The 25,303-nt window shown below is 69.5% G+C and carries 20 protein-coding genes; 9 read left to right on the top strand and 11 right to left on the bottom strand.

The features are described 5' to 3' along the window. Window positions 1-51: 51 nt before the first annotated feature. Genes AACH00_RS15595 through AACH00_RS19890 form a run of 5 tightly spaced genes read right to left on the bottom strand, consistent with a single transcriptional unit; the run spans window position 52 to window position 10,328 of the window. Window positions 52-8,526: a GH36-type glycosyl hydrolase domain-containing protein gene (locus AACH00_RS15595; RefSeq protein WP_341400093.1), complete on the bottom strand. Its 8,475-nt coding sequence runs from the start codon at window positions 8,524-8,526 to the stop codon at window positions 52-54. Next, the gene (locus AACH00_RS15590; RefSeq protein ID WP_341400092.1) at window positions 8,523-8,813 is read right to left on the bottom strand and encodes a hypothetical protein; all 291 of its coding nucleotides are present in this window, start codon (window positions 8,811-8,813) and stop codon (window positions 8,523-8,525) included. Before AACH00_RS15590 ends, AACH00_RS15595 begins: the two co-directional genes overlap by 4 nt. Before the next feature lie 16 nt (window positions 8,814-8,829). Beyond that, complete coding sequence (locus AACH00_RS15585) at window positions 8,830-9,312, bottom strand: hypothetical protein (protein ID WP_341400091.1); 483 nt, start codon at window positions 9,310-9,312, stop codon at window positions 8,830-8,832. Then, window positions 9,299-9,715, bottom strand: a complete 417-nt coding sequence (locus AACH00_RS15580) for a hypothetical protein (protein WP_341400090.1) — start codon at window positions 9,713-9,715, stop codon at window positions 9,299-9,301. The genes AACH00_RS15585 and AACH00_RS15580 overlap by 14 nt, the downstream gene beginning before the upstream one ends. Continuing rightward, the gene (locus AACH00_RS19890; RefSeq protein WP_423221947.1) at window positions 9,699-10,328 is read right to left on the bottom strand and encodes a DUF1328 domain-containing protein; all 630 of its coding nucleotides are present in this window, start codon (window positions 10,326-10,328) and stop codon (window positions 9,699-9,701) included. Before AACH00_RS19890 ends, AACH00_RS15580 begins: the two co-directional genes overlap by 17 nt. A gap of 318 nt (window positions 10,329-10,646) precedes the next feature. Between AACH00_RS19890 and AACH00_RS15565 the strand changes: the two genes are divergently transcribed. The 4 genes from AACH00_RS15565 to AACH00_RS15550 all read left to right on the top strand — a co-directional run bounded on the left by AACH00_RS15565 (window position 10,647) and on the right by AACH00_RS15550 (window position 12,872). Then, the gene (locus AACH00_RS15565) at window positions 10,647-11,120 is read left to right on the top strand and encodes a DUF4398 domain-containing protein (protein ID WP_341400088.1); all 474 of its coding nucleotides are present in this window, start codon (window positions 10,647-10,649) and stop codon (window positions 11,118-11,120) included. Between the two features lie 42 nt (window positions 11,121-11,162). After that, a complete protein-coding gene (locus tag AACH00_RS15560; RefSeq protein ID WP_341400087.1) occupies window positions 11,163-12,029 on the top strand; it encodes an OmpA family protein in 867 nt (288 codons plus the stop codon). A gap of 82 nt (window positions 12,030-12,111) precedes the next feature. Then, window positions 12,112-12,456: a BON domain-containing protein gene (locus AACH00_RS15555; RefSeq protein ID WP_341400086.1), complete on the top strand. Its 345-nt coding sequence runs from the start codon at window positions 12,112-12,114 to the stop codon at window positions 12,454-12,456. A gap of 125 nt (window positions 12,457-12,581) precedes the next feature. Then, window positions 12,582-12,872 carry a hypothetical protein gene (locus tag AACH00_RS15550; protein ID WP_341400085.1) on the top strand — a complete coding sequence of 97 codons (291 nt, stop codon included), beginning with the start codon at window positions 12,582-12,584 and terminating at the stop codon, window positions 12,870-12,872. A gap of 26 nt (window positions 12,873-12,898) precedes the next feature. On the opposite strand, the gene AACH00_RS15545 is transcribed toward AACH00_RS15550, so the two are convergent. Then, the gene (locus AACH00_RS15545) at window positions 12,899-13,954 is read right to left on the bottom strand and encodes a helix-turn-helix domain-containing protein (RefSeq protein ID WP_341400084.1); all 1,056 of its coding nucleotides are present in this window, start codon (window positions 13,952-13,954) and stop codon (window positions 12,899-12,901) included. Then, complete coding sequence (locus AACH00_RS15540) at window positions 13,951-14,865, bottom strand: GGDEF domain-containing protein (protein WP_341400083.1); 915 nt, start codon at window positions 14,863-14,865, stop codon at window positions 13,951-13,953. The genes AACH00_RS15545 and AACH00_RS15540 overlap by 4 nt, the downstream gene beginning before the upstream one ends. Window positions 14,866-15,064: 199 nt before the next feature. Here AACH00_RS15540 and AACH00_RS15535 point away from each other — a divergent pair, with 199 nt between their 5' ends. The 4 genes from AACH00_RS15535 (at window position 15,065) to AACH00_RS15520 (ending at window position 20,416) form a co-directional block, all read left to right on the top strand. Further along, the gene (locus AACH00_RS15535) at window positions 15,065-17,599 is read left to right on the top strand and encodes a TonB-dependent receptor (protein WP_341400082.1); all 2,535 of its coding nucleotides are present in this window, start codon (window positions 15,065-15,067) and stop codon (window positions 17,597-17,599) included. A gap of 17 nt (window positions 17,600-17,616) precedes the next feature. Next, window positions 17,617-19,230: a phytase gene (locus AACH00_RS15530; RefSeq protein WP_341400081.1), complete on the top strand. Its 1,614-nt coding sequence runs from the start codon at window positions 17,617-17,619 to the stop codon at window positions 19,228-19,230. Between the two features lie 78 nt (window positions 19,231-19,308). Beyond that, the gene (locus tag AACH00_RS15525) at window positions 19,309-19,785 is read left to right on the top strand and encodes a hypothetical protein (protein ID WP_341400080.1); all 477 of its coding nucleotides are present in this window, start codon (window positions 19,309-19,311) and stop codon (window positions 19,783-19,785) included. Window positions 19,786-19,801: 16 nt separating this feature from the next. Then, on the top strand, window positions 19,802-20,416 hold the full coding sequence (locus tag AACH00_RS15520; protein ID WP_341400079.1) for a pyridoxamine 5'-phosphate oxidase family protein: 615 nt from the start codon (window positions 19,802-19,804) through the stop codon (window positions 20,414-20,416). A 66-nt stretch (window positions 20,417-20,482) separates the two neighbouring features. On the opposite strand, the gene AACH00_RS15515 is transcribed toward AACH00_RS15520, so the two are convergent. Beyond that, entirely contained in the window at window positions 20,483-21,130 is a 648-nt protein-coding gene (locus tag AACH00_RS15515; protein ID WP_341400078.1) for a hypothetical protein, read from the bottom strand. Window positions 21,131-21,259: 129 nt separating this feature from the next. Next, the gene (locus AACH00_RS15510; RefSeq protein ID WP_341400077.1) at window positions 21,260-22,222 is read right to left on the bottom strand and encodes a helix-turn-helix domain-containing protein; all 963 of its coding nucleotides are present in this window, start codon (window positions 22,220-22,222) and stop codon (window positions 21,260-21,262) included. A 137-nt stretch (window positions 22,223-22,359) separates the two neighbouring features. Between AACH00_RS15510 and AACH00_RS15505 the strand changes: the two genes are divergently transcribed. Further along, window positions 22,360-23,262: a dienelactone hydrolase family protein gene (locus tag AACH00_RS15505; RefSeq protein ID WP_341400076.1), complete on the top strand. Its 903-nt coding sequence runs from the start codon at window positions 22,360-22,362 to the stop codon at window positions 23,260-23,262. Here AACH00_RS15505 and AACH00_RS15500 read toward each other — a convergent pair. Further along, window positions 23,243-23,593 (bottom strand): DUF3325 domain-containing protein, encoded by a 351-nt coding sequence (locus AACH00_RS15500; RefSeq protein ID WP_341400075.1) that lies wholly within the window; start codon window positions 23,591-23,593, stop codon window positions 23,243-23,245. The genes AACH00_RS15505 and AACH00_RS15500 overlap by 20 nt on opposite strands. Then, window positions 23,586-25,295 carry a PepSY-associated TM helix domain-containing protein gene (locus AACH00_RS15495; protein WP_341400074.1) on the bottom strand — a complete coding sequence of 570 codons (1,710 nt, stop codon included), beginning with the start codon at window positions 25,293-25,295 and terminating at the stop codon, window positions 23,586-23,588. The genes AACH00_RS15500 and AACH00_RS15495 overlap by 8 nt, the downstream gene beginning before the upstream one ends. Window positions 25,296-25,303 lie beyond the last annotated feature (8 nt).

Genomic DNA, 25,303 nt, shown 5'->3' with positions numbered 1-25,303 from the left:
CTAAGGTGAAGAAGCCCATGGTCGGGCCGCAAGGCGGCGGCCGTCTGTTCGTCAACGCACCTGTTGTGCCGGCAGCAGCACGCGGTGGTGCAGCGGCAGATCGGGCTGGTCCAGATTCAGCCATTGCCCGGGGGGCAGCTCGGCGCTGGCGGGGTCGTCGGCCCAGGCGGTGCCCGCGGGCTGGGCACCCGCTTCCAGGCTGAACCGCAGCAGCCGGCCACGGTGCCGCAGGGTCAGCGTCAGGCCCGGCCAGTCGGGCGGCAGGCAGGGCATGAAGCGCAGGCGGGCGTCAGGCCCCTCGCTGCCTTCCAGTTGCAGGCCGCACAAGGTGCCCACGGCGGCGCGGTACATCCCGGCGGCTGAGCCGGTGTACCAGCTCCAGCCGCCCTGGCCGGTGTAGGGGGGCTGGCTGTACACGTCGGCGGCCACGGCATAGGGCTCCAGCCCGTACACCGGCCCCTGCACCGGGTGATTGGCCCGGTGCGCCGGGCTGAGCCAGCGCCAGGTCTGCCAGGCCAGGTCCGCCCGGCCCAGTTGCGCCCAGGCCATCACGGCCCACACGCCGGCGTGGTTGTACTGGCCGCCGTTTTCACGCACACGGGGCGGGTAGGCCTGGATGTAGCCGGCGTCTGGATGGGCATGGGCCAGCGGCGGGGTCAAGAGCTTCAGCAGGCCGGCGTCGTTGTCGGCCAGCAGGGCCTGCGCCGACGCCATGGCTTGTTGCTGACGCTCTGGCGGGGCCGCGTGTGACAGCACCGCCCAGCACTGGGCGATCAGGTCGATGCGGCATTCGGCGTTGGCGCTGCTGCCCAGCGCCGAGCCGTCGTCGAAGAAGGCGCGCTTGAACCAGGCGCCGTCCCAGGCGCCGGTGGGCGCGTCGCTGGCCAATGCGGCGCGCCAGCCATCTGCGGCGCTCTGCCAGCGCTCGGCGCGTTCGTTGTCGCCCTGTTCCCGGGCCAGCGCGGTAAATGGCGGCACCAGGCTGCACAGGAACCAGGCCAGCCACACCGATTCGCCCCGGCCTTCGGGGCCGACGCGGTTCATGCCGTCGTTCCAGTCGCCGCCGCCCATCAGGGGCAGGCCGTGCGGGCCGATCTTGAGGCTGTGGTCCAGCGACCGGGCGCAATGCTCATACAGGCTGCCTTGCCGGTCTTCGGCGCGCTCCGGCTGGCCGGGCACGCTGTACAGGTCTTCGGCACCTTCGGGCACCGGGGGACCGTCAATGAATGGCACGCTGCAGTGCCAGATGGCGGTGTCGCCGGTGCCCTGCACGTAATGCCAGGCGGCATGCGGCAGCCACAGCAGGTCGTCGCTGAAGCGGGTGCGCACGCCTGCGCCGCTGTGCGGGTGCCACCAGTGCTGCACATCGCCCTCCACGAACTGCCGGGCGGCGGCGCGCAGCACTTGTTCGCGCAGCAGCGCAGGCGCGGTGATGACCAGCGCCATGGCGTCTTGCAGCTGGTCGCGAAACCCGTAGGCGCCGCCGGCCTGGTAGAAGCCGGCGCGGCCCCACAGGCGGCAGGCCGTGGCCTGGTAGAGCAGCCAGTGGTTCACCAGCGCATCAAACAGCGGGTCGGGGGTGGCCACCTGCACCGCGCCCAGCAGCTTGTCGAGCTGTGTGCAGGCCTGGTCGGCCGCCAGGTGGGGCGACACGTCACTGGCTTGGCGCGCCAGCGTGCGTGCTTCGGCCGCTGTGTGCCCATGGCCGAGCGTGAACACCAGCCCGGCCGCCGCACCCGGGGCCAGGCGCACCCGGACGCCCAGGGCCGCGCAGGGGTCAAGCCCATGGCCGCAGCGCTGGCCGAACTGCTCGGGCAGCACGGCGTGGCCACGGAAATCAAACAGCTCGCGGCGATCGCAGGTCCAGTCGGTCAGGTCGATGGCCAGTCCGTCGTCACGGCCCAGCGTCACAAAAGCCGTGTGGCCGCCAAACTGGTCGTGGTTGTCACACTGCGTGGCCAGCAGCATGCGCGCGGCGGCCGGCCGGGTGGCGTCGTTCGCGGCGGGGTCGGTGGGCACCACGGTGCGCAGGCCTGAAGGCAGGTTGGGTGCGCTCGGCCCGTGCGGCGTTGCGGCGGCTTCGGGCTCGGTGGCGTAGCCCACACTGGTGGTGACCGATTGCCGGTCGATGCGCACCGAGCCCATCAACAAGTCGATCAGGCCGACCACCCGCAGATGCCGGGCGTGGCTGCCGTGGTTGTGCAGCTGCACATGGATGCGCTTGACGGCGTGCACCGGATCAACGCTGAACGTGACATGCGTTGACAGCTGCTCTTGCCGATGCTGAAGGCTGCTCAGGCCCGGTTGGTGGCGCACGCGGTAAGGCACTGGTGCGCTGCCGGGGCCGGGGCCGAGGTTCCACACGTCCAGGGTGGCCAGGTCTTGCAGCCAGAAGTGCTCGCCGTCGAGATCACCCAGCCGGTCGTTGTTCCAGGGCGTGAGCTGGTGCAGGCGGCTGTTGCCGGCCCAGGTGCAGCTGGCGCCGGCTTCACTCACCAGCGTTCCCAGTGCCGGGTTGGCCAGCACATTCACCCACGGGCGGGGCGTGGGCCGGGTGGCACTGACGTGGCAGGTCCAGGCCCCGTCGTCAGCATCAAATTCACCCACCGGCGGCAGCGCCATTTCGGTGGCCGGGCGGGGGCTGAACAGGGCCACATGGGGGAGGGTGTCGCGGCGCTGGCGCGCCAGCTCATGCCACACCACCAGGTCGGCCATGTGCTGGGCCAGCGGCCGGCCATCGGCATGCAGGGCCACCCGTGCCAGGCCAGCCAGCGTGGCTTGCTCGTCGGCGCTCAGGTCGGTGGCCTGCAGCACGCTGAAACCACTGACCCGGTTCGGTGCCTCCGCACTGCTTTCCTGGGCATGGCGTTCACGCAGGGCCATCAGATCGCGCTTCAGCGGTTGCAGGTAAGAGCGCGGCTCACTGTTGATGACCACCAGATCCACCGCCACGCCGCCCCAGGCCCAGCGGTGCAGGCCCTGCACCAGCGTGCCCACCAGCCGCAGGCCGGGCACGGCTGACACGGTGATCACGATCAGCGGCCGGTCGCCCGACAAGCCGAAGCGCCACAGCAGCCGCCGGTCAGACACCGGAGTGATGGGCGCCGGGCGGGTGTGCAGCTGTACCAGCAGCGTGGTCAGCGTCTGCACGGCCACCAGGTCTTCGGCCGACAGGCGCATGTCGCGCAGCCGAAGCGTGGCCAAGGTGGCACTGAGCTGCGACGAGCGCTCCAGGCCCGTGGCCTGGCGGTAGCGGTCAACCAGGGCGTCGAGCGTGCCGCGGTCACGCGCGGCGGCCGTGGCCAGGGTGAACTGGGTGGTGCCGTGCGGCGGCAGGTTCACCCGCATGGCCAGCGCGGCCACCGGGTCCAGCCCGGTGGGGCAGTTGCCGGCGGGGGTGGGGCCGTCGTCGAACTCGGCCAGCACCTCCCAGGGGCGGTGCAGGCGGCCGGCCCAGCGGCTGCGGTCGGCGTTGGCGCGCACGTCGAGCAGGTTGCCATCGGCATGGGCCAGGAAGTGCACGGCGAACATCGGCGCTTCCTGCTCACGCCGGGCGCCTCGCGCAAAGTGCAGCGCCTGGTCATGCGGGTCCCAGTCGGCGCGGATGAACAGGTTGGCGAAGGCCGGGTGGGTCTCGTCGGCGCGGGCATCGCTCAAGGTGGCTTCGAAGGCCGACAGCAGCTCCAGCGACATCGGCTGCGACGAGGTGTTCCACAGCTCCACGCGGCGCAGCTCGACATCGTCTTCCGGGCTGACCCACACCGTGATGCGGCTGCGCAGGTGCGGCCAGGTGGCTTCCAGACAGATGCGGTCGGTGTGGAACTGGGCCGAGTAGCTGGCGGCCGGGTCGCCCGCCGGGTGACGGGTGAGCGAGATCGGCGTTTCGCCGGGGTGGCGACGCAGGTACAGGAAGCTGCCGCAGGCGTCTTGCAGCGCGTCGTCGCGCCAGCGGTGCAGGTCGATCATGCCGAGGCGGCTGAAGCCGGCGCCGTTCGGTCGCACGGTGACGCTGTAATGCCCGTTCGACAGCATCTGGGTACGTTGCAGCGCCTGGGCGCCGGGCACCACTTCGCGGCTGCTGCGCTGCACCTGCCGGGCCATGGCCAGGCGGGCCAGGCCGGCCACCGGGTCTTGCAGGCGGGCCACCTCGCGCGGCACGCGCTCTTGCAGCAGCGAAGCCACCGCAGCCAGCCGCGGGTCGGCCATCGCCCAGCGGCGCGGCTGCCCGTTCAGCAGCACGTTGGTGATGGCCACCAGCGTCATGCCCTGGTGGTGAGCCATCCAGGTGTTGACCAGCACCACGCGGGCGCTGCCGTCGCCGCTGTCGATCTGCCGGCTGGCGGTGTAGTCCATCGCTTCGATGAAGCCCCACGGCCCGCGGGCTTGCAGCCCTTGCAGCCGGCGCAGGTTGGCCACCGCCGCGTGGGGCGACAACATGGCCGCCAGCGCGCTGGCATAGGGCGCCACCACACGCTCATCGGGCGGGGTGCGGTGCAGGGCCAGGCGGGGCACGCCCTGGGGCGCGTACTGGTAGGCCAGGGTGCGGTCGGCCGCCGCGTAGGCGCATTCACTTACGCCCCAGGGCAGGCCGTGCAGGGCACCGAAGTCGCGCTGTTCCCGCACCGCCATGCGTGCGGCGCAATCCAGTGCCGTGCCTTGTGGCTCTTCCAGCACCAGGGTGGGCATCAGGTACTCGAACATCGAGCCCGACCATGAGCGCAGCCCGACGTCGTGCAACGTGGCCTGAAACGGCCGCCCGAGCGCCGACCAGTGCGTGGCCGGCACATCGCCCTTGGCAATGGCCCACAGGCTGGCCAGCCGGGCTTCCGAGGCCAGCAGGTCGTAGTGGCCGCTGTCGAGCTGTTGCTCGTCCACCCGCCAGCCGATGTGCAGCAGGCGGCGTCGGATGTCGTACAAGAAGCTGAAGTCGGCACCCTCGGCCCAGGCCCGGCAGCGCCTGGCCAGCTGGCGCAGCGTGGCCTCCAGGCCATCAGGGGCCGGGCTGGGCAGGTGGGTGGCGGTGTCGTCACAGGCCTGGGCCACGGCCAGCAGGTGGCCGCACAGGTTGCCGCTGTCCACGGTCGACACATAGGCCGGTGCCAGCGTGGCCAGGCTGCCGGTGTCGATCCAGTTCATCAGGTGGCCACGTTCGCGCGGCAGCTTGTCGAGCGTGTCGAGCGTGGCGCCCAGCCGGCTGGCGAGCTCTTCGGGCGTGATCCAGCCAAACGCCCGCGCGCAGCACATCGACAGCAGGTACAGCCCGATGTTGGTGGGCGAGGTGCGCTGCGCGATCATCGTGCGCGGCATGGTCTGCACGTTGTCTGGCGGCAGGTGGTGGCTGGCCTCACCCACATGCTGGGCGAACCAGGCCCAGGTGTTGTGGGCCACGGTTTGCAGCCAGGCGCGGTCGGCGTTGTTCAGGGGGCGCCGGGGCCGCACGGGCCGGCTGGCCCAGGCGATCCACAGCGGCGTGCCGATCCACGACAAGCCCAGTGCCAGCGCCAGCCCCGGGGCCGGGCCGGGGCTGCCGGCGCGTCGCGCCAGCAGCATGGCGGCGGTCACGGCCACCGCAGCGGCCACCACCCTGGCGTGGCGCTTCAGCAGTGGCAGCACGCCGCGGGCGGCCTGGGCTTCGGCCGTGGCGGCGGTGGTCCATTGCAGCAGGTGGCGGTGGCTGACGTGGGTGCGCCAGAGTGCCTTGCCCTGGGCGTCGAGCAGCAGGGCTGATTGGCGCCACCACAAGGCCACCTGCCAGGCGGTGGCCAGCAGGCTGCGGGCCAGCTCGGCGCCGGCTTCGCGCAGGAAGTGGACCAGCGCGAGGTCATCGCGGCTCGGGGCCAGGCCGGCCACGGCGCCCAGCACCGGGCCGAGGCCAAAGGCCGCCAGCATCAAGGCCAGCACGGCCCACGGCGACACCGGCCCGCCGGCCAGTGTAATCAGCATCAAGGCCAGCCCGCACGGCGGCACCAATGAGCGGCGCAGGTTGTCGAGCACCTTCCAGCGGTCGAGCGCGTGCAGCCCTTTGCCGGCCGGGCCGAACAGCAGCGGCAGCAGTTGCCAGTCGCCGCGTGTCCAGCGGTGGGTGCGTGAGGCGGCCACATCGGCATGGGTGGGCGCGGGCTCGATCAGGGCCACGTCGCTGACGCTGCCGCAGCGTGCCAGGCAGCCTTCCAGCAGGTCATGGCTGAGCACCTGGCCGTCCGGCATGCGCGCGGCCAGCACGGCGTGCACCGCGGCCACATGCATCAGGCCCTTGCCGGTGAAGCTGCCTTCGCCGAACAGGTCTTGGTAGACCTCGGAGGCGACGGCGTTGTAGGGGTCGCTGCCCACGGCGCCGGCAAACAGCCGGTGAAAGCCGGTGGCGGTGCTGTGGCCCTGGGCATCCACCGGCCAGGCCGTGACGATGCGCGGCTGCAGGATGCCGTGGCCGGCCACCACGCGCCGCTTCTGCAGATCGACGCGCGGCAGGTTCAAGGGGTGTGCCGCCAGGCCCACCAGCTCACGCAGTGCGCCAGGGGGCAGGTCGGTGTCGCTGTCGAGCGTGATGAGCCACGGCGTGTTGGCGGCGGGCTGTGAGGCCACGCCCAGATCCACGAACGGCGATGGCGCGGCGCTGCCCGCCAGCAGGGCCACGAGTTGTTCGAGCTTGCCGCGCTTGCGCTCCCAGCCCATCCAGCGGTGTTCGGTGGGGCACCAGGTGCGGGCGCGGTGCAGCAGCAGGAAGCGGCGCGGGCGCGCCTGGGCGGCTGTGGGCGCGGCATCGGGCTCCAGCCCGGAGCGCGTGTGGCCATGGTGGCGCGCCTCCAGCGTTTCCATGCAGGCCAGCGCCTGGGCCAGCAGGGCCGCATCGTTCGGGCTGTGCTCGGTGTCAGCGTCGGCAAAGTCGGTGAGCAGGGCGAACTGGGCATGCAGCTCGCGGTTGGCCAGGTGGTGGCGTTCCAGCCGCTCGACCAGCGTCTGCAGCATGCCGCCTTGGGTGAGCATCGCCGGAATCACCACCAGCACCCGCGACTCCGGCGGAATGCCCTGGGCCAGCGCCAGGCGCGGCAGGTGGGTGGGCGGCACCGACTCATGGATCATCCGGTAGAGCACGGCCATCACCACTTCGCTGGCCGGCAGCATGGCCAGCAGGCCGCACAGCGCGACCAGCGCGGCCCAAGCCCAGCCGTGGCCGAGGGGCGGGGGCGCACCCGGGTGCAGCAGCAGCCAGGCACTGAGGGCGGCGGTGCCCACAGCCAGCGTCAGCAGCAGGGTGGGCAGGATGCCGGTGCGGCGGCCATCGGGCCGGGCACTTCCCCAGGCCACACGCATGCCCAGCTGCCGCTGGAACGTGGCGCAACCGGCGCCGTGCAGCCAGTAGCCAAGCGCGTGGGAGGGGGGCGGGCTGCCGGTGCTGTCAGCGGGCAGGGGCGCGGCGGCCAGTGCCAGCAGGCTGACGGCCACCTCGCTTTCCGAGCGTTCACTGCGGCGCGCCAGACGCTCGATGGCGTGCAGGGTGCTGTCCTGGGTGTCGTCGCGCTCCATGGCGAACGGCGCCCATGCCAGCAGCACCTGCATCAGGGGGCTGGCCTGGGCGATCAGCCCGCGCCAGTCGGCGCTGCCCAGCAGCTGCAATGAGCGGATGGCATTGCCCACGCTCTGGTTGTGCGCGGCCTGTTCGGCTTGTTGCTGGGTTTGCGCCAGCGCGGGCTCGGGCAAGGCAGCGGCCAGTGCGCCACGCACGGCTTCGCGGCCCTGGCCGCCCTTGAAGGTGCCGGTGTCGGAGTCGGCATGCAGGCGCTGCATCACCTGCAGCGCAAACGGCCGCAGCACACCACGCGCGGCAACCCGCTGGAACAGCGCTTCGGCCAGGGGCTCGCCGTGAGCCAGCTGGTCGCACAGTTCGTGGGCGGCTTCGCGCGCGGCTTCTTCGGCGGCCACTTGTTCCGCCAGGCGGCGCAGGTTTTCCACCAGCACCACGCGCAGGGTGGTGGGCAGCGCCCACAGCTCGCCCTGGGTCAGCGGCCGCACGCTCTGGTAGGCCAGCAGAAACTCGACCAGCAAGGCGGGCTCGAAGGCGCTGTCGGCATGCGACACATAGGCCCAGGCGATGGCGTAGACGCGCGGCAGGCCGGCCAGCGGCCCTTCCTTGAGTACCGGCAGGCCGCGGAAATAGCGGCGCGGCAGGCCGTCATGCACCTCGCGTGTTTGCGCCACCACGAGGTGGATGTTGTCGAGCAGCCATTCACCGGCCGGGCTGACATGCCGGCCCAGGCTTTCCTGCCGGGCGATGTAGCGGTGCGCCGCATGCAGCACGCCGATGTTGTCGCGCAGCCTTGGAAAAAAAGGCCGAGCCCGGCCCGCCTTGCCGGGCGCACCATGGCTGAGGGCCAGCGCATGGCCTTCAGCGCAGAAGCCGGACGCCCCCAGCAGTTGTGCACGGATGGGGGGCTCCAGCAGCCCCCGCGCGGGTTCCAGCCAATGTGCTGCGGTGTCGGGGGCGGCTTGTTGCCAGGGCCAGTGCGACGGCCAGAGGCCGGCGCTCAAGCGGCCAGCCAGAGCAGGGCCGCCAGGGTGGCCGCGAGCGCCGCCAGCGTCGAGACGAAGCGGGGCGAGACAAAGGCGTCCAGTCCTTCGGCATAACCCCGCACGCCGTGCATCCGGCCACGTGCGCCGCGGCAGTGATCGATGTGCTGCGGCAGGCGGGTGGGGTCTGGCTGTGGTGGGCGGGGTGGGAGGCGGCTGCTGCTGCCCGGTGCTCGGGCCGGTGGGGCCGGATGCGGTGTCTGGTGAGGCCAGCCAGGATAGGGAAAGATCGAACGATTGGGCCACATGGCAAGCTCCTGGAAGTCAGGGCTTGAGCGTGGGCCCGGGGCCGGCAGATGTCTGTCCGCCACCGTACCCTGAGCGGCTCAGGGCGCTCAGCCACAACAGATTGAACAGGGGGCGTACGGCCGGTTGCAGTGCCGCCTGCCAGCCGGCGCCGGCGGCCCAGCGCAGGCCGCTGCGCAACCGTGGGCTGGCCAGGACGGCGCCGGCCAGCGCTGCCACTGACACCGCCGCGCAGGGGTGGGCCACCACGCGGTCGGCCAGGTTGCGCCGGGCCAACTCCAGGCCCCAGCGCGCCATCGCCGCCAAAGGGTGGCCGCTGGCGCCCAGTGTCAGGGTGTCGGTGGCGGCGTCGTCGCGGGCACGGGTTTCGTTGTCGTCGGGATGCGCGTTGGGCGCGAGCGCGTCCTCGGGCAAACCGCCCGCAGGGTGTCGCTGCGCCAGCCAGCGCGCCATCGACAGGCGGGAAGCGTTGAGCTCCCGGAGCGGGTCAGCGGCTGTCACGCAGCAGTGCCCAGTCGGCGGCAGCTTGTTGTTGCCACACGGCCCAATGGCGGCTCCACACGGCGTCGCGCTGGCCGCTGCGCCAGCTGGTGAACATCCACAGCGCCAGCAGCAGCGGCAGCGCGGGCACCGTAGCCATCAGCAGCCACTCCAGCAGGCTGGTGGGCGGGTGGCCCGCCACCCACCACAGCATCAGCCACACGCCTGCCAGCGTGCTCGCGACCACGGCCGCGGCCAGGCCCACGGCGAGCCTAAGCAACTGGCGCAGGGTGTGGCGCTGCGCTTGGGCAATGTCCTGCCGAAGCAGGCCACCCCAGGCGACCAGATGGTGGGGCAGGCCCGGCGGCGGGTTCAACAGCAGCCGGGCCAGCACCGCGCCTGTGGGTTCAGCGGGTGCGACCACGGCCCAGCCATTGGCTCAGCAGCATCACGGCGGCGCCAGTGGCCGCGGCCAGCATCACCGACTTCAGCGGTGCATGCCGGATGGCCGCCTGGGCCCCCTGGCGTGCCTGGTCTGCCTGATGGCGCCATTCGGTGGCTTGGGCGCGGATGGCGTTGCTGCCTGATTCAGCGATGCGGCTGGCGTCTGTGGCCAGGCCGTCCAGGGCGTTGCCGGCGCTGGCGCGGGCGGTGTCCAGACGCTGGGCCAGGTGGTCAAGGCTGCTGTTGGCCAGGTGACGGGTGCCGTCAATGGCGTGGTCGGCGCTGCGCACGGCGGCGTCGAGCATCTGGCTCGACTTGTCTGCAACGGTGGGTGAGGAAGAAGGATGGTTGGTCGACATGGTGGGGTTTCTTTCTGAAGGGTGGGTTGAGGGGAATCGGGAGGGGAATGAAGGGTTGGCTGTCGTGTTCAGCGTCGGCGGACCAGGCCCACCACCAGGCTGACCACGGCCAGCACGATGAAAGAACACGAACAACCACTGGGCGATGTTGGCGGCCGTGGCGGCCAGCCCGCCAAAGCCCAGCACGGCGGCGATGAGGGCGACTACCGCAAAGATCAGGGCGTAATGCAGCATGGGGATTCCTTCCGGTTGCAGGCACTGCAGGCTTGGCACGGGCGTGTCGGCGGTCGATGCCGGCATCACAGGTTGAGCCCACTGAGCAGCCAGCTTGGACCCTGCAGAACCGGGTGTCTGTGCGACAGCACACCGGCCGATGCTGTGTTGGTGCAGGTTGGCGCAGATCGATGTGCTGATGCCGCCGAGGCTTGTTCACCAGAGGGTGCGTTGGCGGACAGACACCCGGCCGGTGCCCGTGTCTGATCAGGTTCTCTTCAGAACCGCATCGTCAGGACCACCATGAACCGCACCCAGGGCCTTTTGCAAGCTCATGACGTGAGCCAGCCAGACGCTGGTGCACGGCCTGCTGCCTTCAGCGTCATAACACGCGCCACCTTGATCACCGCTGCGGCCGTTGCCTTGGCGGCGCTCGGCGGCTGCGCCAGCACCCCCACACCCTTGCCGGCGATGGCCGTCGCGCAGGCTGCGGTGAGCCGCGCCGACAGCCCGGGCACCAAGGCCGATGCCCCGGCGGCGCTGGCCGTGGCCACGGCCAAGCTGGAAGCGGCTCAGGTGGCGTTCAAGGGGGGCGATTCGAACCGCGCCCGCCAGCTGGCCGATGAAGCCGCGCTGGACGCTGAAGTAGCCGACATGCATGCGCAGGCCATGCGCTCACAACGCGCCGCCACCGACAGCCGGGCTGCCGCCAGCGTGCTGCAGCAGGAGCTGGCTCGCAAGTCGGGCATGCCGCCAGCGCAAGTGCCTGCGATGCCAATGCAGATGCCGATGCCCGTGCCTGCAGCGCGTTGAATGCCCACCCACCACAAGACCAGACCATCAGGAGCACACCCCATGATCAAGCAACTCCCGCCCCGCAGCACGCTGACCTGGGCCACGCTGGCCCTGCTGTCTGCCTGCAGCGCCACACCCGTCGTGCCTTCGTCACTCGTGCAGGCGCGCACCGCCATGGAAGAAGCCCAGGCGCAGCCTGAGGTGGTGCGCCTGGCCAGCGATGAACTGCAACGGGCGGGCGAGGCCTTGCGCCAGGCTGAGCAGGCGCAAACCCGCGACGCTGGCGCCGACACCGTCGGCCACCTCGCCTACCTGGCCCGTCAGCGCGTGACGCTGGCCGTGGATAGCGCCTCCAGCCGATCAGGCCAGGCGGCTGTGCGCAATGCTGCGGCTGAGCGTGACCGCGAACAACTCGGCCGTCGCACCGCCGAGGCCGATGCCGCCGGCGCGGCGCTGGGCCAGGCCCAGCAGAACCAGGCCACGCAGCAGGCGCGCATCAGCGAGATGGACAGCCAGCTGCGGGCGCTGAAGGCCCAACCGACCGACCGCGGCATGGTGGTGACGCTGGGCGACATGCGCTTCGCCACCAACCAGTCCACGCTGTCAGCTGATGGCGAGCACAGCCTGTCGCAGCTGGCCGATTTCATGAAGCGCTTTCCGCAGCGGCGGGTGCTGATCGAGGGCCATGCCGACAGCCAGGGTTCGTCTGAATCGAACCAGCGTTTGTCAGAGCGCCGCGCTCAAACCGTGAACAACGCTTTGCTGAGCCTGGGTGTGGCCGCTGACCGCCTGAGCGCCACGGCCGTCGGTGAAACCCACCCCGTGGCCACCAACGCCACCGCCGAAGGCCGGCGCATGAACCGCCGGGTGGAGGTGATCTTCGTGCCCGAAGACGTCACGACCAACCCGCCAGCGCCGCGCTCTTGAGCGTCTTGCCTGATCACTTCGCTTGATCGTCTGGTTTCCGCCTCGTTTTCCCGTTGATTCCCAACCCCAAGAAAGACACACCATGACCCAATCCCTGAACACCCGGAACACCCGCAGCCGCTTCCCCCGGGGCGCCACCTTGCTGCTCGGCAGCCTGGCCTTGACGCTGCTCGGCGCCTGCGCCGCCACCCGAACGTCGGAGGGCACCGGCGAGTACCTCGACGACACGATGATCACCACCAAGGTCAAGGCCGCGGTGTTGAACGAGCCGACGCTGAAGTCGGCCGAAATCAATGTCGAAACCTTCAAGGGCCGCGTGCAGCTCAGTGGCTTCGTCAACTCCCGCGCCGACATGGACAAGGCCACGGCCCTGGCCCGTGACGTCAAGGGCGTGACGACGGTGGCCAATGACATGAAGCTGAAGTGAGGTGAACTGAGCTGAACTGGGCTTCAGCGGCCGGTGGCGCTGGGCGGGCTGAACCGGGCCCGCCACGCTTCTTCTGGCTGCGTCAGTGGCTCTGTTGGGTGTTCTGTTTGCATGAGAATGCACACATGACCCCAACCCCCTTGAACCCTTGGTTGCGCCGGGCCGGCCTGTTGCTGGCCTCGCTGTTGGTGACTGCGCTGGTGATGCTGGCCGCTTCTGCAGGCGCTGGCGCTTACATGCGCTGGGCCGGTGCGCTGTCACCCAGCCAGGAGGCGCTGTTGCGCGGTGCCTTGCTGGTGACACCGGGCCTGGCCGTGCTGGCTGGGGTGTGGATGCGCCGACGTGCTGCCGCCGCAGCCGCAGCCGCAACGGACTCTGCCACCACCACCGCGACACCTGCCGCACGCCGCGGCTGATGCTCCCGGCGCGCAGCGCCGCAAAGTCACGCGCCCAGTTGCCCCGGCGTCAGCCCCGTCCAGCGCTTGAATGAGCGCCTGAAGTTGGCCGCGTCGTGGAAGCCCAGGGCGTGTGCCACACGCTCGTGGCCGTGGCCTTCCTCACGCAGCAGGTAGCACGCGAGGTGGCTGCGCAGGGTGTCGAACTCGCCCTGGAAGCTGCTGCCGTGATGGGCCAGATGGCGCTTCAGCGTGGCCGGGCTCACGCCGAAATGCCGCGCGGCGCCGTCGAGGCTGGGCTGGCCGGCGGCCTGTGGCAGCAGGTGGTCGTACAGGGCCGTCAGCAGGCCGCGGCGCGGTGCGTCGGGGTCAGCGGCCAGCACACGTTCTGAGGGCAAGGCCGCTGCGCCGCGCCAGGGCTGCAGGGCGCGTGCCAGTGGCAGGCGCATGGCGTCGACCTGGCAGTCAAACCGCAGGTCGGTGCCCAGGAAGCTGGCGTGACGGGCCAGATCACGCGGCACGGTGCGGTTGAAGCTGCAGCGCCACGGCAGGCGCGCTTCGCCTTGCAGCCAGGCCGCCATGCCCACCACCGCGCTCATGTGCAGGTCCACCAGAAAGGGCCGCAGCGGTGCCGGTGCGCCGCAGGCGTCGGTCCAGTACAGGAACAGCTCATCGCCTTGCACCAGCAGCCGCGGGGTGAGCAGCGGCGTCAGCCGGCCGGCGAAGCGGCAGAGGGTTTGCAGTGCGCCCAGCAGGTGTGGCGCCTGCTGCAGCGCCTGGCTGGCCAGGCCAAAGTGGCCGGGCAGCGCCAGACGGCCGAGCACGAAGGCGGCGTCGGGCGCGCTGCAGCGGGCTTGCTCCAGCAGGGCCAGCAACTGCCGCGGGCTGAGCAGCAGCCCCAGGCCAGAACCTTCTGCCACGCCGGCCCGGCGCCGCCACTCGGCCAGATCCATCTCCCGGCTGTGGGCGTATTCCGCCACCAAGGCGCCCTGGTAGGCCCAGGGGATCAGCGGCGTGTCCAGCGCATAGGCCGTGGCCCCGTCGGGCGTGGCGGGGGCCAACCCCTGCGGAATCAGGGCCTGCAGGCGGGCGGCCAGATTCACTTGCGGGCCTCGTTGTCTTCCAGCGTCTGCAGCAGGCTCAGCATCAGCGCATCGGGTAACAAGGGCGACAGCACCTCGGCGGACACGCCCTGGGGCGGCGGTGCTTTGGGTGCCCGGGCCTGCGCAAACAACTGCAGCGCCTGCAGCAGCAGGGCACTGCGCTCACGCGCGGCGGGGCCTGAGCGTTCAGGCAGCAGCACCAGCCAATGTTGGGCGGCATAGCGGCACAGCAACTCATCGGGCTGCAGGTAGAGCAGCAGCATCTGCGCGGCTTCCTGCAACAGTTTTTCCGCGGCCACCAGACCGTGCTCACGCTGCACGGCTTCCAGGCCGGGCCAGGCCAGCATCAGCAACTGGCCGGGGTGGCCGGCGGCGCGCTCACGCAGCAGCTGGGCCTGCATGTAGCTGGCATCACCCAGCTGCGTCAGCGCGTCGACGCTGCGGTGTTCGCGGAACAGCCGCTCGCGGCGTTGCTGTTGCTGGTTCAGGGCCAGCTGCTCACCGCGCCATTGCTGCAGGCCCCAGGTGAGCAGGCCCATGCCCAGCAGGTTCAAGCTTGATTCCAGCCCCCACAACCACACCACCTGGTGCGGCACCTTCCAGAACTCGTCCATCAGGTCGGCCCAGCTGCCGGCCAGCAGGCTGGCCAGGCCCAGGCACAGCAGGGTGGTGACGTGGCCTTCGGGGCGGCTGGCGCGCAGCTGCACCAGCCACACGCCGAGCATCACCACGGCCAGGCCTTCGCTGAGCAGATCGATCAAATGCCAGGCGGCCACGGGCTTGGCCACGGCGTGTTCGGCGTAGAGCAGGGTGATGCCGGCCAGGCCCAGCGCCAGCAGATGGCCGAAGTGGCGCAGTCCGCCCACATTGACCTGGGGCCAGGGTCGCCAGTTCGGCATGACAATCTTCATGGGCGCGATGCTAGGTGGGCTGTGTGACAGTTCGTCATACAAGGCGGCCAGCGGGTGGGCAGGGGGTTCCAAAAGCTCAGCCGGGCCGGGGGTGTGCGCCGGCCGGTACTGCGGCGCGGTGGTGTCACGGAAGTGCCATGAGCGCTTTCTAAGGTGCCCATCCACCGCACCACAGCGCGCCGCATCCGGCCCCACACCCATGACCACCAAAGCTTTCCCCCATCACTTGAACGTCATCTGCCTGGCCCTGCTGGCCGCCAGTGCCGCCCAGGCGCAAACCGCGCCGGTTGCTGTTCCGGCTGCTGTTCCGGCTGAAGCCGACAAGGCCGCCGTCGAGAAGGTCAACATCGTTGGCCAGGCGGCCAGCCTGCGCAGTGCGCTCGACAAGCAGCAGGCCGCGCAAGGCGTCATCAACGTGGTGCACGCCGACGCCATCGGCCAGCTGCCCGACAACAACGCCGCCGAAGCACTGGCCCGCCTGCCGGGCGTGTCGGTGGAGCGTGACCAGGGCGAAGGCCGCTTCGTGCGGGTGCGGGGCCTGGGCGCCGACTACAACGCGGTCAACATCAATGGCGCCCTCACGCCGGCGTCTGAAGCCGGCCGCCGCGCGCCGGGCCTGGACCTGGTGCCGGCTGGCCTGATCCGCTCGCTGGAAGTCGACAAGACCCCGCTGCCCGAGCACGACGCCAACTCGCTCGGCGGCACGGTCACGGTGCGCACGCTCAGCGCGTTCGACCAGCCCGGCCGACTGCTGACGCTGGACCTGGGCCTGAACCACGACACCAATGCCGGCCGCACCCGCCCGCGTGGCTCGGTGGCGTTTGCTGATCGCTTCCTGGACGGCACGCTGGGCGTGGCCCTGGCCTTGTCGGCCGACCAGCGCCGCTTCGCCAGTGACAACGTCGAGACCGGTGGCGGCTGGGATGGTGAGCAACTCGCCAGCTATGAGCTGCGTCGCTACGAGATCACCCGTGAGCGCGTTGGCGGTGCCCTGAACATCGATTTCAAGCCAGCCGATGGCCGTCACTTCTACCTGCGCAGCTTCAGCAGCCGGCTCACCGATGACGAAGAGCGCCAGTCGGCCAAGGTGTCGTTTGCCGCGCCGCAGGCGGATGGCGCCACGGGCAGCGGCAGCGTGACGCGCTCGCTCAAGGCCCGTCAGGAGATCAACCGCTCCAGCGCCCTGGTGCTGGGCACGGTGCTGCGTGAAGGCGACTGGAAGGGCGAGCTGGAAGGCGGCCTCTCACGGGCCAGTGAAGACAAGCCGAACGTGATTTCTTCCAGTGGCTTCAAGGCCTCGTTCACCGGCCTGGGTTTCACCGACAGCCAGCGGCCACAACTGGTGGCCCCTGACAGCGTGTTCAACGGCAGCCTCTATGCCTTTGACAAGGCCAAGCTGCAGCAGAGCGCCGCCACCGACCGCGTGCGCCATGTGCGCATGGACCTGCAGCGCAGCCTGGAAGCCGCGGGTTGGGACGTGGACCTGAAGGCTGGCCTGAAGGCCACCCGCCGCGACAAGGACAACGACGAAGAGACCTTTGCCATCAGCGCCAAGCAGCTCACGGCCACTGGCGGGGGCTTCACCAAGACCCAGCTGAACATGGGCAACTTCCTGACGGCGGATGAGCCAGCGTATGCCTGGGGTCGCTTCGGGCCGGGCCTGGACCAGGCCGCGCTGCGCAAGCTCTACAGCGGCCTGACGCTGGCCAACTTCCGCGATGCCGTTGATTCACAGACCAACGATTTCCGCCTCAAAGAAGACGTGGATGCGGGCTACCTGCAGGCCCGCCTGGAGCAGGGCGGCACCCAGCTGGTGACCGGTGTGCGGCTGGAGCGCAGCCGCTTCGTGGCCGATGGTTTTGCCTCGACCGACGACACGCTGGCCGATGTGCACAGCGAAAGCACCCGCCACCACTGGCTGCCCGGCGTGCTGCTGCGCCAGGATCTGGGCAACCAGACCCAGCTGCGCGCCGCACTGACGAACTCGGTGGTGCGCCCCGGGTTTGACCAGCTCAGCCCGGGCAAGGTCATCGATGGTGACGAGGCCACGGTGGGCAACCCGGCGCTCAAGCCGCTGCGCTCCCGCAATCTGGATCTGGGCATCGAGCACCGCCTCGCCCGTGATGCGTCGGTGTCGGCCTACGTGTTCCACAAGCGCATCCGCGACTTTGCCTTCCAGACGGATCTGGCCGGCACGCCGGGCTGGGAAGCCTTCAGCCATGTGAGCAGCTTTGCCAACGGTGATGCCGCCAAGCTCACCGGCCTGGAAGTGGCCTACAGCCAGGCCCTGCGCATGCTGCCGGCCCCGTTCAATGGCTTGATCGTTGGTGCCAATGCCAGCTTCGTGCACTCACGCGCCACGGTGGGCGGCTACAGCGGCGGTACCTGGACGGGCCGCAGCATCAGCCTGCCCAGCCAGTCTGACCGCAGCATCAACCTCAGCGTGGGTTGGGAAGGCCAGGGCCTGAGCACCCGCCTGGCGCTGAACCACAAGTCGCCCTACCTGCTGGAAGTGGGCGACGTGCTGGACGCCGCGCAAGACCGCTATGTGGATACGCAGAACCAGCTCGATTTTTCGATGAGCCTGCAGCTGGACAAGCGCTGGACCCTGAGCTTGGAAGCGCTGAACCTGAGCAACGAGCGCTACTACGTCTACCAGGGCAGCAAGGCGCGCAACGCGCAGTACGAACAGTACGGCCGCAGCATCAAGGTCGGCGTGAAGCTGGCGCTGTGAGGTGGGTTGAGGTGAGCATGACGATGTCAATCAAGAAGATCGCGGCGCTGGCCCTGGCCACCGTGCTGGCCAGCCCGGCCCTGGCCGATTCATTGAGCCTGGGCAAACAGGGCCTGCGCTTGCTGGGTGAGCAGGGCCAGGTGCTGGACGAGGTACAGCTGCGCGCCAAGCGCTGGGACCAGCGTCTGCTGGCCGATGGAGCGCCACTGGCCTTGCTGCATGACGCCGACAGCGGTGAGCTGCTGCTGTTGCAGGCTGCGGCCGGCCGCCTGAGAACCGTGGCCCGCTGGCCGGGCCCCGAGTTCAACCTCGAAGCACTGTGCCTGTACCGTGACCCGCAGCAACTTCTGCAGGTGTTCCTGCTGGGCGACGAGGGCTTGGGCGAGCAATGGCTGCTGGCGGAAACCGCACCTCAGCTGAAGCCCTTGAAGCAGGCTCGTGCGATGCGCCAGCTGGCCGCCGCGCCCGGCGTGAAGGCCTGCGCGGTGCGCGATGAATCGGCGGAGCTGCTGTATGTGGAGCCGGGCGTGGGCCTGTGGGCCGGCGCCACCAACCCCGAGCGGGCGGGGCGCCACCTGCTGGCCCCGGCGCCCATCACGCTGGAGGCGGGGTTGGCGGCCCACCCTGCAGTGGCCGCACCGGCCCTGCCGCGCGCCGTGTTGCCCGTGGTGCAGACCGAGCCCGTGCGCGGGCAGGGCGATGCGGCCGACGACCCCGCCATCTGGGTGCACCCCACCCAGCCGGCGCGCAGCCTGGTGCTGGGCACCGACAAGAAGCGCGGCCTGGTGGTGTATGACCTGCAAGGGCACGAGCGCCAGTTCCTGCCCGTGGGCCGGGTGAACAACGTGGACCTGCGTCAGGGCCTGCGCTGGGTCGACTGGCGCGGTGACCTGGCCGTGGCCACCCACCGCGACGAGAACAGCGTGGTGCTGTTCGAGGTGCAGCGCAGCGGCCGCGTGCAGGTGCTGGCCCACCTGCCGACCACGCTGACCGACATCTACGGCCTGTGCAGCGGCCGCAACCCGCAGGGCGGGCTGGACATCTTCGTCAACGACAAGGACGGCCACTTCCAGCAGCTGCGCTTGCAGCGGCCAGCCGGCCAGTGGCGCTCCGAAACGGTGGCGGCCGTGAAGCTGGAAAGCCAGCCAGAAGGCTGCGTGGCCGACGAGCGCGGCCGGCAGGTGTTCATCGGTGAGGAAAAGCGCGGCATCTGGCGCCTGGGCACCGACGAACAGGGCCGCATGAGCGCGCCGCAGATGGTGCTGCCGGTGGGCGGTTTGCTCACGGCTGATGTGGAAGGTATGGCCATCCACAACGGGCCGCAGGGGCGCCGGCTGGTGGTGTCGTCACAAGGCAGCGACAGCTATGTGGTGCTGAATGCCGACGCGCCGCACGCGGTGATCGGCGATTTCCGAATCGGGGTGAATGCGGCAGCGGGCATTGATGCCGTGTCGGAAACCGATGGTCTGGACGTGGTGTCGGCCAACCTGGGCGGCGCCTTCAGCGAAGGCCTGCTGGTGGTTCAGGACGGCCACAAGCGCTGGCCCACCACGCGGCAGAACTTCAAGCTCGTGCCCTGGAAAGCCGTGCGCGAGGCGCTGGGCCAGCCCCGTGTGGCCGGCGCGAAGTAAAGTGCAGGGCCGCCACGGCATGCCGGCCTGAATGGCTGGGTATGCGGTGGTGCCTTCACTCCGCTTCAAAGCCCCGCCGTGCCACCTTCAGACCTGCCGTTCTACCTTCAACCCCAGTGGTTCTTGCCGGGCCTGGTGCTGCTCTGGCTGGTCACCTCCGTGGTCATCGCCTGGCTGGCCGGCTGGCGCGCGCTGGCAGCCTTGTATCCGGCGCTTGCTGATGGCGCCGGCCCGTGGCTGCGGTTCGTCACTGGCACGCTGGGCTCACCGCACTGGCCCATGCGCTACAAGCGCTGTCTGCGGCTGCGGGTAGACGAAGCCGGCCTCACGGTGGGTGTGATGATCCCCTTCAGCTTTGGCAGCCGGCCCTTCCGCGTGGCGTGGACGGAGGTGGCGGCCGTGGCAGAAAGCCAGAGCATCAAGAACCGCATGGTGAGCTTGCAGTTCAAGGGCGCGAGCCCGGTGCTGACGCTCGGTGATGACATCGGCCAGCATGTGCTGGCGGCCTGGCGCGCGGCGGTGCCGGCTGGTGATGCAGCACAGCCCTTTGACTGAGCCTTGAGGTGCCCCGATGAAAGTGCAGACCCTTGAGCAGCTGCGCGGCCTGTACCCGCCGGCGTCCGAGCGCTCGCTGCGCAAGCAGCTGAGCGCGCTGGAGCCGCACAGCCGGCAGTTCATCGCGCTCTCGCCGTTTCTGGTGGTGTCCAGCGCTGGCGCCGATGGCAGGCAGGATGCCTCGCCGCGCGGCGGTGCGCCCGGTTTCGTGCAGGTGCAGGGTGACCACACGGTGCTCATCCCTGATGCGCCGGGCAACAACCGCCTCGACACGCTGGAGAACATCGTGGCCACCGGCCGCGTAGGCCTGCTGTTCATGGTGCCGGGGGTGGATGAAACCCTGCGCATCAACGGTCTGGCCAGCCTGAGCATCGATCCGGCCCATCTGGCCTTGTTTGCAGACGAGCCGCGCCCGCCGCGCGTGGTGATCGAGGTGCAGGTGCAGGAGCTCTACCTGCACTGCGCCAAGGCCCTGATGCGCTCGAAGCTGTGGCAACCCGGCGCGCAGGTGCCGCGTGAGGCGCTGCCCAGCATGGGCGAGATGATCCGCAGCCAGACAGGGCAGACTGCCCCTGCTGAAACCCAGGCAGAGATGCTGCGGCGCTATCAGTCGGATATCGGGCCGGCTTGAGCGGCATGGCCGAGTTGCCGTGTCACCCGGAGCCAGGCTGCAGCCGCTCAGGCGAGTAGATCAGCGTCACACTGGCCCGCTGGCCGGTAGCAGCAACACAGAACAGTGCTCACGACAGCCCGCGGGCCTTGTCAAAGCGGGGCTGCCCGAGCGAGGAGGCAGGGTGCGTTTACTGGTGGGTGGCCGACAGTGTTTGTAGACGTGCTCTTGCGGCCCCCTGGAATACACAAGAAAGCGTTCGAGGAATCCATTGGTCCTGCTGATGTAGGCTTCCCTGGGCTCCCCGACCGAAGGCACCCTGTTCTCATCGTGCGCAAGCGTGATGCCCTTGCGCAGGTCAGCCACCGCTTCCGCGAATGCCTTGCAGGGCGATGAGAATCGACGCAGGTTCTGAACTCGCTTGTCGAAACTAGGCAGGACCGAGGCCTTGCATTCGTCTTCGGCTTTCTGTGCGTTTGCAATCATCGCCTCGTCGACGTAGCCCATCAACTGCCCGTCGATCGTCTGACCCATGTCGCGAAAGATCGTGAAGATTTGCATCGAACGCTCCCTCCCCAGGTGAACACAAAGCTCGAGGTCGACTCGAGTGTCGCGGGTCAGCTCGATGACTGCCGCCAGAGGCGCAGGGATGGCCTTGACGTCTCGCGCGAGTGAGCTCGGCGGGCAGACGAAGGCGAAGAGGGCAACGGTGATCGTGGTAAACAGCTTGTTCATGCGCCATGACAGTCGAGGGGAGGCGAGGCCTTCAGCGAGCGGACTCGCCCGCCGCAGGGATGATACGCACGGCCCTGGAGCGGCTGCTCCCGTCTTCACCGCGCAGGCGGCAGGCCCCCACCCGCCCGATCACGAGCCGGCGCGCAGCTCCCTCACGCCGCGGCCCAGCTTGCGGCGCAGCAAGGTGCGCAGGGTGACCCCGTCGGAGTAGCCGATCTGTGCCGCGATCTGGTCCACGCTGTCGGTGCTGGTGCGCAGCAGATGCACGGCCCGCTCGACGCGCAGATCCTGGAAATACGACAGCGGTGACTTGCCAAGCACCACCTGCAGACGCCGCGCCAAGGTGCGTTCGCTGGCGCCCGTGGCGGCCGCTGCCTCGGCCAGCGAAAACCCGTTCGCGAGCTGCTGTCGAGCCCAGTCCTCGAAGCGCTCGACCACCGGGTCGGCGTGCGCGAGGTGGTCGGGGATCACGAATTCGGCTTGCGAGCCGCGCGCCTCGACCAGCAGGTAGCGGGCTGCCAGCGCTGCCAGCGTAGGGCTGCAACTGCGCACCGTGCCCAGGGCCAGATCGAGGTGGGCCAGCGCGGCGCCGGCCGTGGTGAAACCGGCCGAGTTCACGAGCATGCGGGATTCATTGAGCAGCACGTCCGGATAGCGCTGCCGAAACATCGGGGCCAGCCACCATGAGGTCGTGGCGCGTTGGCCATCCAGCAGCGCGCTTTCCGCCAGCACGAAGGTGCCGGTACACGCCGCGCCGACCACCGCCCCGGCGGCAGACCATTGCTGCAACGCGCCGGCTGCATCGGCCACGTCTGCAAGCGCCAGCCGCGCAGCCAATGTGTCGGGCATGTTGGCGCCCAGCGCGGGCACGAGCACCACGTCGGGATTGCGCACGCTGCGCACCGGCACCACGGGCACCGTCAGGCCCTGGGCCGTTCGCACCCGACGCCGTACGCCGACCACCGTCACGTCGATGGGGGCCGGTGCCTGCGCCAGCGTGCCTGCCAGTTGCCTGGCTGTGCTCAGCGTGTCAGTGAGGGCTGCCAGGCCGAGGTCAAAGACGCCGTCGAGGGCAAGGATGTGGATCTGCATGGCGGAAATGATATCAATATTGTCTTTCTTGCCACTCGTGGTCCTGGGTTTCGCGGCTTAGACTGCGACGCGGCGCCGAGGCTCATCCGGTCTACCGGAGCCTGGCGAACAACTCTCTCATCACCCTTGGAGCATTCATGAAACTGATGGACTACGGACTCGAGCCGATCGACTTCAACGACCCCGCCCCGACGGTCGACAAGGCCGACGCCGGCCTGTCACGGCGCGGCTTCGTGATGACGTCGCTGGCCTCCGGCTTTGCCGTTGCATCCAACCCTGTGCTGGCCCAGGCCATCACGACCGACAGCAAGGGCCTGGTGGCCGGCGAGGTCAGCATCCCGGTCGCCGACGGCAAGATTCCGGCCTACCGGGCCATGCCCGCCGGCCCCGGCAAGTTCCCGGTGATGCTGGTGGTGCAGGAAATTTTCGGCGTGCATGAGCACATCAAGGACATGTGCCGCCGCTACGCCAAGATGGGCTACTACGCCATCGCGCCGGAAATGTTCGCTCGCCAGGGCGATGTGGCGAAGATGACCGACATCCCGGCCATCCTGTCGCAGGTGGTGTCCAAGGTGCCCGACGCGCAGGTGTGCGCCGACCTCGACGCCACGCTGGCCTTCGCCCGCGCCAGCGGCCACGCCGATGCCAAGCGCACCGGCCTGGTCGGCTATTGCTGGGGTGGCCGCACGGCCTGGGTCTATGCGCGTCACAACGGCAACCTGAACGCCGCCGTGGCGTATTACGGGCTGCTCGAAGGCCTGAAGACGCCCGAGCTGCGCCCGCAGGATCCGATCGATTTCGCCGACTCGATCAAGGTGCCGGTGCTGGGGCTTTATTCCGGCATCGATGCCTTCGTCAAGCAAGAGACCATCGCCAAGATGCGCGGCCTCATCAACAAGGGCGGCAGTGGCTCGGAGATCGTGGTGTTTCCGGACGTTGACCACGGCTTCAATGCCGACTACCGGCCGAGCTACGACAAGGCCGCTGCCACCTATGCGCAGAAGCTGGCCAGCGACTGGTTCAAGAAGCACCGCGTCTGATACCCGGGCCCCCGGGCCCCCCGAGTGGCAGCGCCGCACGGAGGGCCCGCGGCCGGTGTGCCAGCAGCATGGCCACCAGCACCGCGCTGCCAGCCAGCAGCATCAGCCAGACGAGCACAGCCATGGAGGGCCGGTCTGCCCGCAGGCAGGCCAGCAGCGCTAATGGGAGGGCGATGGCGCCGAACATGCGCAGCGCTTGCCGGATGCGAATGGCCGCCTCAGCCGGGCGCTGCATCACCTGGCTCCAGTGCCCCTCCATCGCCAGCGCCAGCCAGGCCATGCCAGCCAGGCTGAGGGCGCCGGCGGTGATCAGCCAGAGTGCTTCAGCCATGGGCCACCTCGGCCAGTGGCGTTGGATGGGCGTTGGTGGTCGGCGCGGTGGCCGGGCGTTCTCGCCGCGCCAGGTGCCGCGCCGCCCATACGGCGACGCCTGCGGTGACCAGCAGGCTCAGATCAACACCAGCCACCGGCCAGTAAGGTTCGGTGATGATGGTCTTGAGCAGGTGGTCGCCCGTGGTGAGGGCATTGAGCACCACGGCCACCACGGCCAGCGCGGCCACTGCCCAGCTTTGCTCGCGCCAGGCCGGATTGATGCGCGCCCGGGCCACCGGGCCGCTGCGCGCCAGGGCGTGCAACAGGGCCAGCAGCCACACGCCCCAGAAGCTCCATTTCTCCCACTCGCCCTTGTTGGCCAGCTCGGCGGGCAGCAAGCGGTTGGCCACCAGCATGCCCACGGCGGCCAGCACCATGCCGGTGACGGTGGTCACCGCCAGTGCGTCGACCAGGCGGCTGCCCAGGACGTCAGTCTTGGCGTGCTGCTGCTTGCGCTTTTCCACGAAGAAGACAAAGCCGGTGGCGATGCACACGCAGCCCAGCAGCCCGCCCAGCACATACAGCCAACGCAGCAGCCAGTGCTTGAAGTGCTGCAGGTGCAGACCGGTGAGGAACTCGGTCACCTGGCCGACGGCGCTGGGCGGCGGGTCTTCGCGCAGCACCTCACCGGTGCTGGCCTTGAAGTGGATGCCCTCACCCACCAGGGCCACGCGGTCACTACCCGCGCGGTAGACGCTGACATAGCCGTTGGCGTCACCCATGTGATGCAGCTGCAAAAAGCCGACCTGGCCGGCCGCATCACGTGCCGCCCAGCGGCGCTGGGCCTCGGCCACCATGGCATCGACCGAGGCCAGCGGTGCCGCGACGCCCGAGCGTGCGTGCGGCAGGCCGGTGTCGCGGGCTTCAACAACCTCATGCCGGTCATGCAGGGCCTTGAGCTGGAACTGCGACACCGGGAACCAGTAGTAGCCGGCGAAGATCAGCAGCCCGGTGAAGGCAAAGAAGAAGTGGAAAGGCAGGGCCACCACGCCGGTGAGGTTGTGCAGGTCCAGGGTGGCGCGCTGGGTGTGTTTTTTCGGCCGGAAAGTGAAGAACTCCTTGAAGACCTTGCGGTGCATGACCACGCCGCTGACCAAGGCGGCCAGCATGCCCAGCGCAGCCAGGCCGACGATGTAGATGCCCAGGTTGTTCCACTGCCAGTTCAGGCCGTAATGCATGGGATAGAACCACTGGCTGCCGATCTTCAGCTGGTCTGCGCGGACCAGGGCGCCTGTACGTGGGTCGAGCGTGGCGTCCCCGTGGATGTGGTTTTCCGCGGTCGGGTCTTTGGCCAGCGGCACCCTAAAGCCGGCACCGATGGCCAGCACCGGGTCGCGGTGCGTGGTGTAGGCCCAGTATTCGTCGGGCGGCAATTGCAGGCGCGGCGTGGGTGCGCCGAGCGCCGGGTCGTGCAGCACCGGCATCTGGAGGTCGTATTCAACCGGGCTGGGTTGCAGCTGCGCGAAGGCCGGCTGGAGCACCTTGTCGAAGGACGGCATGGGCTGCGGCTCGAAGCGCGTTTCCGGCAGCGCCCATCGGTCGAACTCGCGGTCGAACACCGACAGCGTGCCAAAGAAAAAGCACGCCATCAGCACATAACCGAGCACCAGGCCGAACCAGGTGTGCAGCCAGGCCATGGAGAGATGGAAGCGGGTGAACATGGAGCGAA

The sequence above is a fragment of the Ideonella margarita genome (assembly GCF_038066635.1).
Taxonomy (GTDB): Bacteria; Pseudomonadota; Gammaproteobacteria; order Burkholderiales; family Burkholderiaceae_C; genus Ideonella; species Ideonella margarita.
Note: the sequence above shows the minus strand (reverse complement) of the source record. Positions and strands in the feature narration are given on the sequence as shown.

Excerpts from the sequence above, each read along its gene's own strand:
- AACH00_RS15590 (WP_341400092.1), bottom strand. The coding sequence starts at position 8,813 with ATGTGGCCCAATCGTTCGATCTTTCCCTATCCTGGCTGGCCTCACCAG.
- AACH00_RS15535 (WP_341400082.1), top strand. The coding sequence starts at position 15,065 with ATGACCACCAAAGCTTTCCCCCATCACTTGAACGTCATCTGCCTGGCC.
- AACH00_RS15530 (WP_341400081.1), top strand. The coding sequence starts at position 17,617 with ATGACGATGTCAATCAAGAAGATCGCGGCGCTGGCCCTGGCCACCGTG.
- AACH00_RS19890 (WP_423221947.1), bottom strand. The coding sequence starts at position 10,328 with ATGCTGCATTACGCCCTGATCTTTGCGGTAGTCGCCCTCATCGCCGCC.
- AACH00_RS15515 (WP_341400078.1), bottom strand. The coding sequence starts at position 21,130 with ATGAACAAGCTGTTTACCACGATCACCGTTGCCCTCTTCGCCTTCGTC.
- AACH00_RS15520 (WP_341400079.1), top strand. The coding sequence starts at position 19,802 with ATGAAAGTGCAGACCCTTGAGCAGCTGCGCGGCCTGTACCCGCCGGCG.
- AACH00_RS15510 (WP_341400077.1), bottom strand. The coding sequence starts at position 22,222 with ATGCAGATCCACATCCTTGCCCTCGACGGCGTCTTTGACCTCGGCCTG.
- AACH00_RS15500 (WP_341400075.1), bottom strand. The coding sequence starts at position 23,593 with ATGGCTGAAGCACTCTGGCTGATCACCGCCGGCGCCCTCAGCCTGGCT.
- AACH00_RS15555 (WP_341400086.1), top strand. The coding sequence starts at position 12,112 with ATGACCCAATCCCTGAACACCCGGAACACCCGCAGCCGCTTCCCCCGG.
- AACH00_RS15540 (WP_341400083.1), bottom strand. The coding sequence starts at position 14,865 with ATGAAGATTGTCATGCCGAACTGGCGACCCTGGCCCCAGGTCAATGTG.
- AACH00_RS15550 (WP_341400085.1), top strand. The coding sequence starts at position 12,582 with ATGACCCCAACCCCCTTGAACCCTTGGTTGCGCCGGGCCGGCCTGTTG.
- AACH00_RS15505 (WP_341400076.1), top strand. The coding sequence starts at position 22,360 with ATGAAACTGATGGACTACGGACTCGAGCCGATCGACTTCAACGACCCC.
- AACH00_RS15495 (WP_341400074.1), bottom strand. The coding sequence starts at position 25,295 with ATGTTCACCCGCTTCCATCTCTCCATGGCCTGGCTGCACACCTGGTTC.
- AACH00_RS15560 (WP_341400087.1), top strand. The coding sequence starts at position 11,163 with ATGATCAAGCAACTCCCGCCCCGCAGCACGCTGACCTGGGCCACGCTG.